The sequence below is a fragment of the Amycolatopsis sp. NPDC051102 genome (assembly GCF_040682815.1).
In the GTDB taxonomy this organism is placed as follows: Bacteria; Actinomycetota; Actinomycetes; order Mycobacteriales; family Pseudonocardiaceae; genus Amycolatopsis.
The window spans coordinates 119,903-135,662 of record NZ_JBFBBT010000026.1 but is presented as its reverse complement, the minus strand read 5'-3'; the positions used below and the strand labels follow the sequence as shown (position 1 = coordinate 135,662).

The window sequence follows — 15,760 nt, the reverse complement described above, 5'->3', positions numbered from 1 at the left end:
GGCGCGCCACCCCACCGGCCTGTGGGGCCCGACCCCCCCCGCGCCACCCCCCCGGGGGTTGTGTGTTACGGGTTTTAACAACGCGCCTTACCACTCACGACGTCGTCGGGGGCCTCCTCCAGGATCATGTGCGCGTTGGTGCCGCTGGCGCCGAACGACGAGATGCCGCCGCGGCGGGGACGGTCGCCGCGCGGCCACTCCCGCGGCTCGGTCAGCAGCTCGATGGCCCCGGCCGACCAGTCGACCTGCGGCGTCGGCGCGTCCACGTGCAGGGTCGCCGGCAGCTTCCCGTGCCGCAGCGACTGCACCATCTTGATCACGCCGGCCACGCCGGACGCGCCCTGCGTGTGCCCGACGACCGACTTCACCGAGCCGAGCAGGAGCGGCTGCTGCGGGTCGCGGCCCTGGCCGTAGGTGGCCAGCAGGGCCTGCACCTCGATCGGGTCGCCGAGGACCGTGCCGGTGCCGTGGCCCTCGACGGTGTCCACATCGGACGTCGTCAGGCCGGCACTGGCCAGTGCCTTGCGGATGACCCGCTGCTGGGCCGGGCCGTTGGGGGCGGTGAGGCCGTTGGAAGCGCCGTCCTGGTTGACCGCGCTGCCGCGGATGACGGCGAGGACCTGGTGCCCGCGTTCCCGCGCCACCGACAGCCGCTCCAGCAGCACCACGCCGACGCCCTCGGCCCAGCCGGAGCCGTCGGCGGCCGCGGCGTAGGACTTGCAGCGACCGTCGAAGGCCAGGGCCCGCTGCCGCGCGAAGCCGACGAACCCGCCCGGCGTCGCCATCACGGTCGAACCGCCGGCCAGCGCCATCGAGCACTCACCGCGGCGAAGTGCTTGTGACGCAAGGTGTATCGCGACCAGCGACGACGAGCACATCGTGTCCACGGTGACGGCGGGACCTTCGAGACCGAGCGTGTAGGCGACCCGGCCGGAGGCGACACCGCCCGCGGTGCCCAGGGCCCGCTCCAGGCTCATGAACCCTTCGAACCCGCTGAGGTCGGGGGCGTAGTCCTGGTGGACGACCCCGGCGTAGACACCGATGTCGCTGCCCCGCACCGAATGCGGGTCGATCCCGGCGCGTTCCAGGGTCTCCCAGGACACCTCCAGGAGCTGCCGCTGCTGGGGGTCCATCGCGAGGGCCTCGCGCGGCGAGATGCCGAAGAAGCCCGCGTCGAACTGGGCCGCGTCGTGCAGGAAGGCCCCTTCCCGCACGTACGTCGTGCCGGGGTTGTCGGGGTCCGGGTGGTAGAGGCCCTCGATGTCCCAGCCACGGTCGGTGGGGAAGCCGGTGTAGACGTCGGCGCCTTCGGACACCACGCGCCAGAAGTCCTCCGGGCCGCGGATGCCGCCGGCGTAGCGGCAGGCCATGGAGACGATCGCGATGGGCTCCGCCGCGGCCGCGGCGAGCGCGGCGTTCTCCTGCTGAAGCCGGACGTTCTCCTTCAGCGAGGCGCGCAGTGCGTCAACGATCTGCTCGTTCGGCGCGGACATGTTCTTCCTCCACGATTCGTTCGCCATCGGCGGTCAGCTCGTCTGCCCGAGGGCCCGTTGCACGAGACCGGAGATGTCCAGTGCGTCGATCAGTTCTGCGTCGCCGGCGGCCGGTTCGGGAACCGCAGGCTCGGTGTCCGCTTCCGCGTCGGTGCCGGCCAGGCCGAGCAGGGCCTCCAGCACGCCCGCCTCCTTGAACCGGGCGAACGGCACGGCCGCGAGGACCCGCCGGAGGTCGTCTTCCCGGCCCTCCAGGCCGTCGTCGGCCTCCCGGAGGAGCTCGACGCGCAGGTAGCCGACCAGCGCCTCCGGGGTGGGGTAGTCGAAGATCAGCGTCGCCGGCAGCCGCAGCCCGGTGGCCGCGTGCAGGCTGTTGCGGAGGTTGACCGCGGCCAGCGAGTCGAAGCCGACCTCCTGGAACGCCTGCCGCGGGCCGATCCCTTCGGCGCCGCTGTGCCCGAGGACGGTGGAGGCGTGCCCGCGGACCAGCTTCAGCAGGATGCGGTTCTGCTCGGCGTCCGGGACCGCCCGCAGGGAGTCCGCGAGCGACGACGCCGTGTCGCCGTCTTCGCCGTCGTCCTGCGTGGCCTGGAGGATCGCCTTCGCTTCGGGCAGGTCGGCGAACAGCGGGCTGGGCCGCACCGACGTGAACGCCGGGATGAAGGCGGCCCAGTCCATGTCGGCCACCGCCACGGCCTTCTCGTTGCCGGCGACCGCCTGCACCATCGCGGTGACCGCCAGCGGCGGCGGCATCGGGATGACACCGCGGCGGCGCAGCTGGGCGAGCGCGGCCTCATCCATGCCGATGCCGATCTGGTCCAGGGCGCCCCAGGCGATCGACGTCGCCTTGAGGCCGCGCGCCCGGCGCCATTCGACGAGGGCGTCGAGGACGGCGTTCGCCGCACCCGCCGGGCCCTGGCCACCGCCGCCCCAGATGCCGGCGATCGAGGAGAACACGACGAAGGCGTCGAGCGGGGTGTCCTCGAACAGCTGGTCCAGCCACACCGCAGTGGTCACCTTGGCGGTGAACACCTCGTCGAGGTCGGCCACGCCGGTGTCGTCGACGGAGCTGGTCTGCGCGATGTCGGCGGCGTGCACCACGGCGGTCACCTCCGAGTCCGCCACCAGCCGCGCGATCGCGTCGCGGTCGGTCTCGGCGCAGAACTCGATCGCGGTGCCGAACCCGGCCAGCTCGGCCCGCAGTTCCTCGACGCCGTCGGTGCCGGTGACGATGAGCCGTTCGGCGCCGGACTGCGCGAGCCAGACCGAGGCGTGCCGGCCGAGCCCTTCGGCGCCGCCGGTCACCAGGACCGTGCCGCGGGGTTCCCACTTGCTCGTCGCGGACTCCGGCACGGGCTTGCGGACGAGCCGCCTGCTGTAGACGCCGGACCGGCGGACCGCCAGTTGGTCTTCCCCGCCGGCGCCGTTCAGGACACCGAGCAGGGACTGCGCCGTGCGGGCGTCGAGCGCGGCGGGCAGGTCGACCAGGCCGCCCCAACGGTCGAGGCGCTCCAGCGCGACGGCGCGGCCGAGGCCCCACACGGCCGCCTGGGCCGGTGCGGTGACGGCGTCCTGGATGCCGATGTTCACCGCGCCGGAGGTGAGGCACCACAGCGGCGCGGACGTGTTCGTGTCGCCCAGGGCCTGGACCAGCGCGAGCGTCGAAGCGGTGACCTCGGTCGCGTCCGTGGGGCCGCCGTCGAGCGCGAGCAGCGAGAGCACGCCGGTGAGGTCGTGCTCGGCCAGGACACCCCGCAACCGCTCGGCCAGGTGTTCCCGGGAAGCTTCCTCGATCTCCAGCCGGACGATGTCGAGTCCCTGGCTGGTCAGCTCGGTCAGGAGCGCGTCGGTGGTGCCGGCCGGGACGACGGCCAGCCAGCGCCCGCCCGGCACGCCGGTGGCTTCGCGCTCCAGGGGCTGCCAGGTGACCTGGTACCGCAGCTTCTCGGCGGTCGAGCGTTCGCGGCGCCGGTCGCGCCACCCGGCCAGCACGGGCACGACGGTGCTGAGCGCGCCGCGCTGTTCGGGCACCAGGTCGAGCAGCTCGGCCAGGCTGTCCACATCGGACCGTTCGATCGCGGTCCAGAACTCGGCGTCCGCGCCTTCGCCGGCCTCGGCCTCGGCGGTTTCGGCATCGTGGAGCCAGAAGTGCCGCCGGTCGAAGGCGTACGTCGGCAGGTCGACCCAGCCGGCCGCGGGCACGGCGGCCGTCCAGTCCACGGCCACGCCCCGGACGTACAGCTCGGCCGCCGACGCCAGCAGGCGGCGGAGCCCGCCGTCGTCACGGCGCAGCGACCCGGTCACCACGGCGTCGTCGCTGAGTTCGCTCAGGGGCTGGACCAGCACCGGGTGGGCGCTGATCTCCACGAACACCGTGTGGCCGAGCCCGGCCAGTGCCGCCGCCGAGGGACCGAACCGCACCTGCTGCCGCAGGTTCCGGTACCAGTAGCCCCCGTCGACGACGGCGTCTTCGATCCACGTGCCGAGGACGGTGGAGTAGAACGGGATCGCCGGCGCCTGGGCGGTGATGCCGTCCAGGGCCTTGTCCAGGGTTTCGGCGATGGCCTCGACGTGCCGGGTGTGCGAGGCGTAGTCCACCGCGACCCGCCGGACCCGCACGCCGGCGCCGGCCAGGGCGTCGAGAGCCTCGTCGAGGGCTTCGGCGTCGCCCGCGACGACGACCGAGGATGGGCTGTTGACCGCGGCCACCTCGACCCGGTCCGCCCACGGCGTCAGCCGGGCGACCGCGTCTTCCTCGCTCAACGCGACCGACGCCATCCCGCCGCGGCCCGCCAGTTCCGCGGCGATCGCCTGGCTGCGCAACGCGACCACCTTCGCCGCGTCCTCCAGCGACAGCGCGCCGGACACGCAGGCGGCGGCGATCTCGCCCTGGGAGTGGCCGAGCACCGCGTCCGGGGTCACCCCGAGGGAGGTCCACACCGCGGCAAGGCCGACCATCATCGCGAAGCTCGCGGGCTGCACGACGTCGACGCGGTCCAGCAGGTCGGCGTCGCCGCGGAGCACGTCGAGCAGCGACCAGCCGGTCCACTGCTCCAGCGCGGCGGCGCACTCCTTGATCCGCTCGGCGAACACCGGCGAGGAGTCGAGCAGTTCCCGGCCCATGCCGAGCCACTGCGAGCCCTGGCCGGGGAACACCCACACGACCTTGCCGGGCTTGCCCGCGGTCCCGGTCACGACGCCAGGCGCGTTCTCGCCGCGGGCCAGCGCCTGCAACCCGGCCTGGGCTTCGCTTGCCGAGCCCGCGACGACGACCGCGCGCTCGTTCAGCGTCGCGCGGCCGGACACCAGGGCGCCAGCCACGCCGACCAGCGACTCGCGATCGAGGACCGCGGCCAGCCGTCCGGCCTGCCCGGCCAGCGAACCGGTGCTGCGCGCGGACACCACCAGCGGCACCACGGAAGCCGCCTCTTCCGCGACGGTTTCTTCCGCGGGTCCTTCTTCGATGATCAGGTGCGCGTTCGTGCCGCTGGCGCCGAAGGACGACACGCCGGCCCGGCGCGGACGCCCGGTGCGCGGCCACTCCCGGGCCTCGGTGAGGACCTCGATCGCGCCCGCGGACCAGTCCACCTGGCTCGTGCGCTCGTCGGCGTGCAGCGTGGCCGGCATGACGCCGTGGCGCATGGCCATGATCATCTTGATCACGCCCACGACCCCGGCCGCGGCCTGCGTGTGCCCGACGTTCGACTTCAGCGACCCCAGGTACAGCGGCTGGTCCCGCTCCTGCCCGTAGGTGGCGAGCAGCGCCTGCACCTCGATCGGGTCACCCAGCGCCGTCCCGGTCCCGTGGCCCTCGACGACGTCCACATCAGACGGTGCCAGCCCGGCGCTCGCCAGCGCGCCGCGGATCACCCGCTGCTGCGACGGCCCGTTCGGCGCGGTCAAGCCGTTCGAAGCACCGTCCTGGTTCACCGCACTGCCGCGCAGGACGGCCAGGACGCGGTGCCCCCGCTCCCGAGCCACCGACAGCCGTTCGAGGACGACGACGCCGACGCCCTCGGCCCAGCCCGTGCCGTCCGCGCCTTCCGCGTAGGCCTTGCACCGGCCGTCGGCGGACAGGCCGCGCTGGCGGGAGAACTCGAGAAAGGCGTCCGGGCTGGCCATCACGGTCGCGCCGCCGGCGAGCGCCATCGAGCACTCGCCCTGCCGCAGTGCCTGCGCCGCGAGGTGCATCGCGACCAGCGACGACGAACACGCTGTGTCCACCGTGACCGCCGGTCCCTCGAAGCCGAACACGTAGGCCACCCGGCCGGACGCGACGCTCGAAGCCGTCCCGGTCATGGTGTAGCCCTGGACGTCTTCGGGCACTTCGCGCAGCCGTGTCACGTAGTCGTGGTGGACGATCCCGGTGAAGACGCCGACGTCGCTGCCGCGCGCGGAAAGCGGGTCGACACCCGCGCGTTCGAGGGCCTCCCACGACGTCTCCAGGAGCAGCCGCTGCTGCGGGTCCATCGCGAGGGCTTCGCGCGGCGAGATGCCGAAGAGCCCGGCGTCGAACTGGGCCGCGTCGTGCAGGAAGCCGCCCGAACGCGTGTAGCTCGTCCCGGCGTGGGCGGGGTCCGGGTGGTAGAGGCCGTCCAGGTCCCAGCCGCGGTCGACGGGGAAGCCGGAGATCGCGTCCCGGCCTTCCGCGACGAGGTTCCACAGCTCTTCGGGGCTGTCGGCGCCACCCGGCAGCCGGGTGCTCATACCGACGATCGCGATCGGCTCGTCCGAGACGTCCCGCGTCACCGTCACCGGCGCGGCCGGGCGCTCGCCGGACAGCTCGGCCCGCAGGTGGTCCGCGAGGACGGCCGGGTTCGGGTAGTCGAAGATCAGCGTGCTGGGCAGCTCGACGCCGGTGAAGTCGCGCAGGCGGTTGCGCAGCTTGATCGCGCTGAGGGAGTCGAACCCGTGGTCCTTGAAGGACCGATCGAGGTCGAACGCGCCGGTGTCCCGGTGCCCGAGCACCACCGCGGCGCTCTCCCGGACCAGCTCGAGGACGTCTGCCACCGGCCGGGCGGCGATCGGCTCGGCAGGCGGGGCGACTTCCGCCGTTTCGCCGGTGTCCACCCAGAAGCGCTGGTGCTCGAACGCGTACGTGGGCAGCACGGTCCCGACCGCCGCACCCGGCTCGTCGAACACCGCCGTCCAGTCCACGGCCACACCACGCACGTGCAGTTCCGCGAGCGCGGTCAGGACGTCGGGGACCTCCACGCCGTTCTTGCGCAGGGTGGCGACGCAGCTCTGCTCCGGACCGCCGAGCATGCCGAGCGCCATCGCCGCGAGCGCTCCACCCGGGCCGAGCTCGAGGAACGTCGTCGCGCCCTGGGCGCTCAGCTCGGTGATGGCGTCGCTGAACCGCACGGCGTTGCGCACCTGGCGGACCCAGTAGTCCGGGGTGTCGAGCGGCGCGAGTTCCCCGGTCAGCGTCGAGACGACGGGCAGCGAACCGGGCCGGTAGGTCAGGCGTTCGGCGACCGCGCGGAAGTCGTCGAGCATCGGCTCCATGAGCGGCGAGTGGAAGGCGTGGCTGACCGTCAGCCGCCGCGTCTTGCGGCCGCGGCCCGCCAGTTCGGCCGCGACGGCCAGCACGGCGTCCTCAGCGCCGGAGAGCACGACCGAGTCCGGGCCGTTGATCGCGGCGACGCAGACGGCGTCGCCGAGCAGGGGCGCGACCTCGCCTTCGGTCGCCTGGACGGCGACCATCGCGCCACCCGCGGGCAGCGCCTGCATCAGCCGGCCGCGCGCGGCGACCAGTTCGCCCGCCTCGGCCAGGTCGAGCACGCCGGACACGTGCGCGGCGGCGAGCTCGCCGATCGAGTGGCCGGCGAGCAGGTCCGGCCGCACGCCCCAGGACTCGAAGAGCCGGAACAGCGCGGTTTCCACGGCGAACAGCGCGCCCTGGGTGTACATCGTCTCGTCGAGCAGTGCGCTGTCGTCGAACACGACCTCGCGCAGCGGACGTCCGTCCAGGTGCGAGTCCACGGCGTCGCACGCGGCCTCGAAAGCCGCACGGAAGACCGGGAACGTCCCGGCGAGCTCGCGGCCCATCCCGGCCCACTGGCTGCCCTGGCCGGTGAACAGGAACGCCAGCTTGCCGTCGACCGGCGTCCCGGACACGACACCCGGACCGAAGGTGGCCAGGTCGCTGCGGAGCTGTTCCCGGTCGGTGGCCAGGACGACGGCTCGGTGGTCGAGCTGGGCCCGCGTGGTGGCGAGCGCGTGAGCGACGTCGGGGACGCGCACGTCAGCGCCGAGGAAGTCCGCGAGGCGCGCGGCCTGCCCGCGCAGCCCGGCCGCCGAACGCGCGGAGAAAAGCACCGGCACCAGGTACTCGGCCGGCTCGGGCTCCGGCGTCACGACCGGCTGGGGAACCTCTTCCAGGACGACGTGCGCATTGGTGCCGCCGATGCCGAACGACGACACGCCCGCCCGGCGCGGGTGGCCGTTGGCCGGCCAGTCACGAGCCTCGGTCAGCAGCTCGACCGCACCCGCCGTCCAGTCCACATGGGACGACGGGCGGTCGACGTGCAGCGTCTTGGGCAGGACGCCGTGGCGCATGGCCATGACCATCTTGATCACGCCCGCGACGCCCGCCGCGGCCTGCGTGTGCCCGAGGTTCGACTTCACCGACCCGAGCCACAGCGGCTGCGCACGATCTTGGCCGTAGGTGGCGAGCAGCGCCTCGGCCTCGATCGGGTCGCCGAGGGTCGTCCCGGTCCCGTGCGCTTCCACCGCGTCGACGTCCGTTGTGGACAGTCCGGCGGCGGCCAGTGCCTTGCGGATCACGCGCTGCTGCGACGGGCCGTTCGGGGCGGTCAGGCCGTTCGACGCACCGTCGGAGTTGACCGCCGACCCGCGGACCACGGCCAGCACCTGGTGCCCTCGCCGCCGGGCCTCGGACAGCCGCTCCACCAGGAGCAGCCCGACGCCTTCGGACCAGCCGGTGCCGTCCGCGCCGTCGGCGAACGCCTTGCACCGGCCGTCGGGGGCCAGCCCGCGCTGCCGCGAAAACTCGACGAACGTCTCGACCGTGCCCATCACCATCACGCCGCCCGCGAGCGCCATCGTGCACTCGCCGCGTTGCAGCGCCTGCACCGCCATGTGCAGCGCGACCAGCGAAGACGAGCACGCCGTGTCGACCGTGACGGCCGGTCCTTCGATGCCGTAGTGGTAGGCGACGCGGCCGGACAGGACGCTCGCCGAGCCGCCGGTGAGCCGGAAGCCCTCGACGCCGGCCGCCCGGTGCATCCGCATGCTGTAGTCGTGGCTGTTGACGCCGGCGAAGACGCCGATGTCCTGCCCGGCCAGGGTGGTCGGGTCGATCGCGGCCCGCTCGAACAGCTCCCAGGACGTCTCCAGCAGCAACCGCTGCTGCGGGTCCATGGCGAGCGCCTCGTTCGGTGAGATGCCGAAGAAGGCGGCGTCGAACCCGGCGGCGTCGTCGAGGAAGGCGCCGTGCCGGACGTACGTGGTGCCTTCGTGGTCGGGGTCTTCGTGGTAGAGCCGGTCGGTGTCCCAGCCGCGGTCGGCGGGGAACTCGGTGACGGCGTCGACGCCGTCGGCGACCAGCCGCCACAGGTCTTCGGGGCTGTGCACGCCCCCGGGGAAGCGGCACGCCATCGCCACGATCGCGATCGGCTCGTCGGCCGCCGCGGCGGTCCCGATTTCGGCCGGCCGCGTCGCCGCCGCTCCGAAGAGCTTGGTGCGCAGGTGTTCCGCGAGCGCCGGTGGCTTCGGGTAGTCGAAGATCATCGCCGGGGACAGGGTGAGCCCGGTCGCGGCCGCGAGGCGGTTCCGGAGTTCCACCGCGGTCAGCGAGTCGAAGCCGGCGTCCTTGAACGTCCGTCCCGTGTGGACGGAGCCGACGCCGCTGTGGCCGAGCACTTCGGCGGCGTGCCGCCGCACCAGGTCCAGCAGGGCTTCGGCCTGCTCGGCCTCGCCCAGACCGGCGAGGCGTTCGGTCAGCGACGCCGTCTTCGCCGCCGCCCGCCGCGGCAGCGGAGCCAGGCCGCGGAGAAGCGGCGGAACCGGGCCGCCGGCCTTCGCCGCCGCCCGCAGCGCCGGCACGTCGAACTTCGCCGCGACCAGGGCGCCACCGGTGCCGATGGCGGCGTCCAGCAGCGCCATGCCCTCGTCGGCGTCGATGCCGGACATCCCGATCTGCTGGTTGCGCCGCAGGTCGGCGGCACCCAGGTGTTCGGTCATGCCGCTGACCGTCGACCAGTAGCCCCAGGCGATGGACACCGCAGGCCGACCTTCGCTGTTACGCCGGCGTGCCAACGCATCCAGCCCGGCGTTGGCGGCCGCGTAGCCGGCCTGACCGGGGTTGCCCAGCACGCCCGCCGCCGAGGAGAACAGCACGAACGCGGCGAGGTCGGCGTCCCGGGTCAGTTCGTCGAGCAGCAGTGCCGCGTCCACCTTCGGGCGCCGCGCGGTGGCGATCCGGTCGGGGGTGAGCTCCGTGACGACGCCGTCGGCCAGGACCCCGGCGGTGTGCACGACGGCGGTGAGCGGGTGCTCGGCCGGAATCGCCCGCAGGACGGCTTCGAGCTGGTCCCGGTCCGCCGCGTCGCAGGCGGCGATGGTGACGGACGCCCCCAGCGCGGTCAGCTCGTCCCGCAGCTCGGGAGCTTCACCGCGGCGGCTGACCAGCACCAGGTGCCGGACGCCGTGCGCGGTGACGAGGTGCCGGGCGGTCAGCGCGCCGAGCGTGCCGGTGCCGCCGGTGATCAGGACAGTGCCCGCGGGGTCGAGCGGGCGGGCGTCCCGCTGGGGCGCAACGCGGACCAGCCGCGGCACCGAAGCGACGCCGTTGCGCACCCTGACCTGCGGTTCGCCGCTCGCCACCACGGCGGGCAGCACGGCGTGGTCGTCGAGGTCGGCCAGCACGATCCGGCCGGGGTGTTCGGACTGCGCCGAGCGCACCAGACCCCAGATTTCGGCCGCGCCGGGCTCGTCGCAGTCCCCGGTGACGACGGCCAGCCGGGTTTCCGCGGGGTCCGCCAGCCAGCCCTGAAGCGTCGACAGGGTCGCCTCGACCGACGTGGCTTCGTACGGCAGGAAGTCGGCTTCGCCCAGGGTGGGCAGCGGGATTTCCGTCCAGTCGACGCGGAAGAGCGCGTCGGTGGCGCGCTGTTCACCCGCGTACGGCGTGCCGCGCACGGATTCGACGGTCAGGACGGGCTGCCCGGCCGGGTCGGTCAGCCGCAGGCCGGTCGCCGTCGGCGTACACGTGACGGCCGTCGCGCCGGCGGCCAGCAGGGACACGCCGGTCCAGACGGACGGGAGCAGGTCGTCGCCGACGACCGTGCGGACGGCGGCGTCCAGCAGCGCGGGGTGGATCCCGTACCGGTCCGCGTCGCGCAGGCCGTCCGCGGTGACGTCGATGGCGTCTCCCGCCGCCGGGCCGGTCGCCTCAGCGACGGCGGGAGCAAGTGTGCCGTGGGCGTGCCGCGTCCACGGTTCGTCCGCCGCACGGGAAAAGACCTCGATCGGCCGCCCCTGCTCGCCGGGTTCGCCGACGATCAGCTGGACGTCCCGGCCACCGCGGGACGGCAGCACCACCGGAGCGTCGATAGTCAGTTCCGCGAGGAAGGGCGTGGCCGCCAGGTCGCCCAGCCGGATGGCCGCCTCGACCAGCGCCGCGTTCGGGACCAGGCCGTCCACCGCCCAGGGCTGCGCCCGGCGCGTCCACCGGGCGACGGCGGTGAGGCGGTCCGAACCGGGCGTGCTGACGATCGTGCCCAGGAACGAGTCGCCGTCCGACGCCGGTTCCGCCGGCTCGAGCCAGTAGTGCCGGTGGTCGAAGGCGTAGGTCGGCAGGTCCACCCAGCCGCCCGCCGGCACGACCGCGGTCCAGTCCACGTCGACGCCGGCGGTGAACACCTCGCCCATCGAGGTCAGCAGGCGACGCAGGCCGCCGTCGTCGCGCCGCAGCGTCCCAGTCACCACCGCATCGGTGAGCTCGCTCAGCGGCTGGACCGTCACCGGATGCGCGCTGACCTCGACGAACACCGTGTGCCCCTGCTCGAGCAGCGCCGCCGCGGCCGCACCGAACCGGACCTGGTTGCGCAGGTTGCGGTACCAGTAGCCGCCGTCCAGCACCCCGGCGTCGCGAATCCACTCGCTCGTGACGGTGGAGTAGAACGGCACCGCCGGGGCCTGCGCGGTGATCCCGGCCAGCGTCTCGGCCAGGGTGTCGCGGATGTCTTCGACGTGCCGGGTGTGCGAGGCGTAGTCCACCGCCACCCGCCGCACGCGGATTCCGGCACCGGACAGCGCTTCCAGCGTTTCGTCGAGGGCTCGGGCGTCGCCGGCGATCACCACGGACGCCGGCCCGTTGACGGCGGCCACCTCGACCCCGTCCACCAGCCGCGACACGACGTCGTCTTCGCCCAGGGCGACCGACGCCATTCCCCCGCGGCCGGAGAGCTGTGCCGCGATGGCCTGGCTGCGCAGGGCCACCACCTTCGCCGCGTCTTCGAGGGACAACGCCCCCGAGACGCAGGCGGCGGCGATCTCGCCCTGCGAGTGACCGACGACGGCGTCCGGGCGCACGCCCACGGACTCCCAGACCGCGGCCAGCCCGACCATCACCGCGAAACAGGCGGGTTGCAGCACATCGACCCGGTCCAGATCGCCGTCACCGCGGAGGACGTCGAGCAGCGACCAGTCGATCCACGGCTCCAGCGCCGTCGCGCACTCGGCGATCCGCGCGGCGAACACCGGCGACGACTCCAGGAGCTCCCGGCCCATCCCGGGCCACTGCGTCCCCTGCCCGGGGAACACCCACACGACCTTGCCCGGCGTCGCAGTGGGGCGGGGAGCCAGCGTCCGCAGCCCGGCCACGGCTTCCTCGCGCGAACCGGCCACGACGACCGCGCGCTCGTCCAGCACGGCACGCCGGGACACCAGCGCCCCCGCGACCTCGGTCAGCGAGACGTCCCCTTCGAGGACGGACGCCAGCCGTTCGGCCTGCCCGGACAGCGACTCCTGGCTGCGCGCCGACACCACCAGCGGCACCACCGCAGCCTCGGGCGCGGAGACCGGCTCCTCGGCGGGCGCTTCCTCGATGATCACGTGCGCGTTGGTGCCGCTGACGCCGAACGACGACACGCCGGCCCGGCGCGGACGGCCGGTCCGCGGCCACTCGCGAGCTTCCGTCAGCAGTTCGACGGCGCCGGCCGACCAGTCCACCTCTGAAGTCGGTTTGTCGACATGCAGCGTCGGCGGCAGGACTTCGTGCCGCAGCGCCTGCACCATCTTGATCACCCCGGCGACACCGGCCGCCGCCTGCGCGTGACCGATGTTCGACTTCAACGACCCCAGCCACAGCGGCGTCTCCCGCCCCTGGCCGTAGGTCGCCAGCAGCGCCTGCGCCTCGATCGGGTCACCGAGGGTCGTCCCGGTCCCGTGCGCCTCGACGGCGTCCACATCGGACGGTGCCAGCCCGGCCCCGGCCAGCGCGCGGCGGATGACCCGCTGCTGCGACCGGCCGTTCGGCGCGGTGAGCCCGTTGGACGCGCCGTCCTGGTTGACCGCGCTGCCGCGCAGCACGGCGAGCACCCGGTGGCCCCGCTCCCGCGCCACCGACAGCCGCTCGAGGACGACCACGCCGACGCCTTCGGACCAGCCGGTCCCGTCGGCCGCGGACGCGAACGCCTTGCACCGGCCGTCGGGCGCCAGGGCCCGCTGGCGGGAGAACTCCACGAACGAACCCGGCGTCGCCATCACCGTGACGCCACCGGCCAGCGCCATCGAGCACTCGCCCTGCCGCAGCGCCTGCGCCGCCAGGTGCATCGCGACCAGCGACGACGAGCACGCCGTGTCGACGGTGACCGCCGGGCCTTCCAGCCCCAGCACGTAGGAGACGCGGCCGGACGCCACGCTCGACGCGACCCCCGTGGTGACGAACCCTTCGAGCTCCGGGGTCACCGCGCCGGCGCCGTAGCCCTGGTTCATCAGGCCGGAGAACACCCCGGTGTCGGTGCCCTTCAGCGCGATCGGGTCGACGCCGGCGTGTTCGAGGGCCTCCCAGGACGTCTCCAGCAGCAGCCGCTGCTGCGGGTCCATGGCCAGGGCCTCCCGCGGCGAGATGCCGAAGAAGCCCGCGTCGAAGAGCCCGGCGTCGTGGAGGAAACCGCCGTGGCCGACGTACGACGTCCCGGGGCGTTCCCGGGCCGGGTCGACGAGGGTCTCCAGGTCCCACCCGCGGTCGGCGGGGAACTCGGAGACGGCGTCGCCGCCCTCGGCCACCAGCCGCCACAGGTCTTCGGGCGAGGCCACCTCGCCCGGCAGCCGGCACGCCATCCCGACGATCGCGATCGGCTCGCCCGGATCGGCCGCCACCGCCGGCTCGGTGACGTCCTGGCCGATACCGAGCAGCTCGGCCCGGACGCGCCCGGCCAGCGCCGACGGCGTCGGGTGGTCGAAGACGGCACTGGCGGGCAGCCACAGGCCGGTGCGGCCGGTCAGCCGGTTCCGCAGTTCGACGACGGCCAGCGACGTGAAGCCGAGGTCGCGGAAGGCGCGGTCGCCCGGGACCGGCTGCCCCAGCACGTCGGCGGCCTCCTCGCGGACGAGCTCTTCCAGCAGCTCGACCTGCGCCCGCTCGTCCAAAGTGGACAGCCGGGCGCGCAGGGCCGCGGCCACGGCTTCGTCGGGCTCGGTCTCCCGGGACGACTCCTCGTGTTCCGCCGCGGTGTACCGCAGCTCGCCGGGCTCGTCGGCCAAGAGGCCGCGCCGGATCTTGCCCGACGCCGTCCGGGGGATGTGGGCGACTTCGAGGATCCGCTCCGGCACCTTGTACGTGGAAAGCCGTTCACGGCACTTTTCGATCAGCGCCGCCGGGTCGAACCCGGACGGCGCGGGGATCACGTACGCGACCGGGACTTCCCCGAGCGTCTCGTGGGGCGCGCCGGCGACCGCCGCGTCGGCGACGCCGTCGGCGGTGCGCAGGACCGCCTCGATCTCGCCGGGGTGGATGTTCGCCCCGCCCCGGATGATGAGCTCCTTGATCCGGCCGCGGATGGTGAAGTAGCCGGCGTCGTCGCGGCTGGCCAGGTCCCCGGTCCGGAACCAGCCGTCGCGCATCGCCGCGGCGGTCGCCTCCGGGCTGTTGTGGTAGCCGACCATGACGTTCGGCCCCTTGACCCAGACCTCGCCCTCCTGGCCCGCGGGGACGTCGAGCCCGGTTTCGGGATCAACGACCCGCACGCCGACGCCGGGCACGGGCAGGCCGCAGGACCCTTCGACGCGGGCGCCGTCCGGCGGGTTCATGGTGATGGCGCCGCAGGTCTCGGTGCTGCCGTAGGCGTCGATCAGCGGAACCCCGAAGGTCTCCTCGAACTCGCTCCGCAGCCCGGCGCCGAGGACGGCGCCCCCGGCCAGGCCGACGCGCAGGCTCGGCGCGTTGAACCCGCGCTGCCGGGCGGCCCGCACCAGGTGGTGGTAGGTGGTCGGGACGCCGGCCAGGAACGTCGTGTCCTCCGCGCGGAGCAGCCGGATGACGTCGTCGGCGGAACTGCCGTCCGTGATCCGGACGGTCGCGCCGACGACGGTGGCCGACAGCACGCAGGCGATGTGCGAAAGGCTGTGGAACAGCGGCAGCGGCCACAGCACCCGGTCCTCATCGGACAGTCCCGGGAACGGCACGTAGCAGGAGGCGACCGACCACAGGCAGTTGCGCTGCGTCGACAGGACGCCCTTGGGCCGTCCGGTCGTCCCCGACGTGTAGAACATCCACGCCGGCTCGTCGAGCCCGAGGTCGTCCGGGGCCGGCCGGTCCGGTTCGGTGACGGCGAGTTCGTCGTACGCGTGGGCACCCGCCGGGACGTCGCCCGTCACCAGCAGCCGGACCTCCGGGGCGAACCGGAGCCGCGCTGCCTGGGTGGCGTCGGTGATGACGGCCACGGCGCCGCTGTCGGCCAGGGGGTACTCCAGCTCGGCCGTCGCCGAACCGGGGTTGAGCGGCACGCCGACGGCGCCCGCGCGCAGCACCGCGAAGTAACTCTCCACAGTGGACACACGGTTGCCGAGGCAGATCGCCACCCGGTCGCCGTGCCGGACGCCCAGCCCGGCCAGGTGCCCGGCGAGCCGGCGCGTCCGCGCCTCCAGCTCGCCGTAGGTCACGGCCCGGTGGTCGTCGGCGAACGCGACCTTTCCGGCGAAACGGGTCGCGTTCTCCAGGAGTGCGACGTGAAGTGGCTTGATGAGATCGGTGCGCACCGTGCCGCAGATCCTTTCGGACATTCGGAGGGGAAGAA

The 15,760-nt window shown here is 73.8% G+C and carries 1 protein-coding gene and 1 pseudogene; both read right to left on the bottom strand.

Annotated features, from left to right (window positions below; all coding sequences use genetic code 11):
* Positions 1-104: 104 nt before the first annotated feature.
* Positions 105-1,520 (bottom strand): annotated as a pseudogene (locus tag AB0M93_RS42370) (beta-ketoacyl synthase N-terminal-like domain-containing protein); the annotation flags it as partial.
* Positions 1,521-1,526: 6 nt separating this feature from the next.
* Positions 1,527-15,722: a type I polyketide synthase gene (locus AB0M93_RS42365; RefSeq protein WP_364285338.1), complete on the bottom strand. Its 14,196-nt coding sequence runs from the start codon at positions 15,720-15,722 to the stop codon at positions 1,527-1,529.
* Positions 15,723-15,760: the final 38 nt, after the last annotated feature.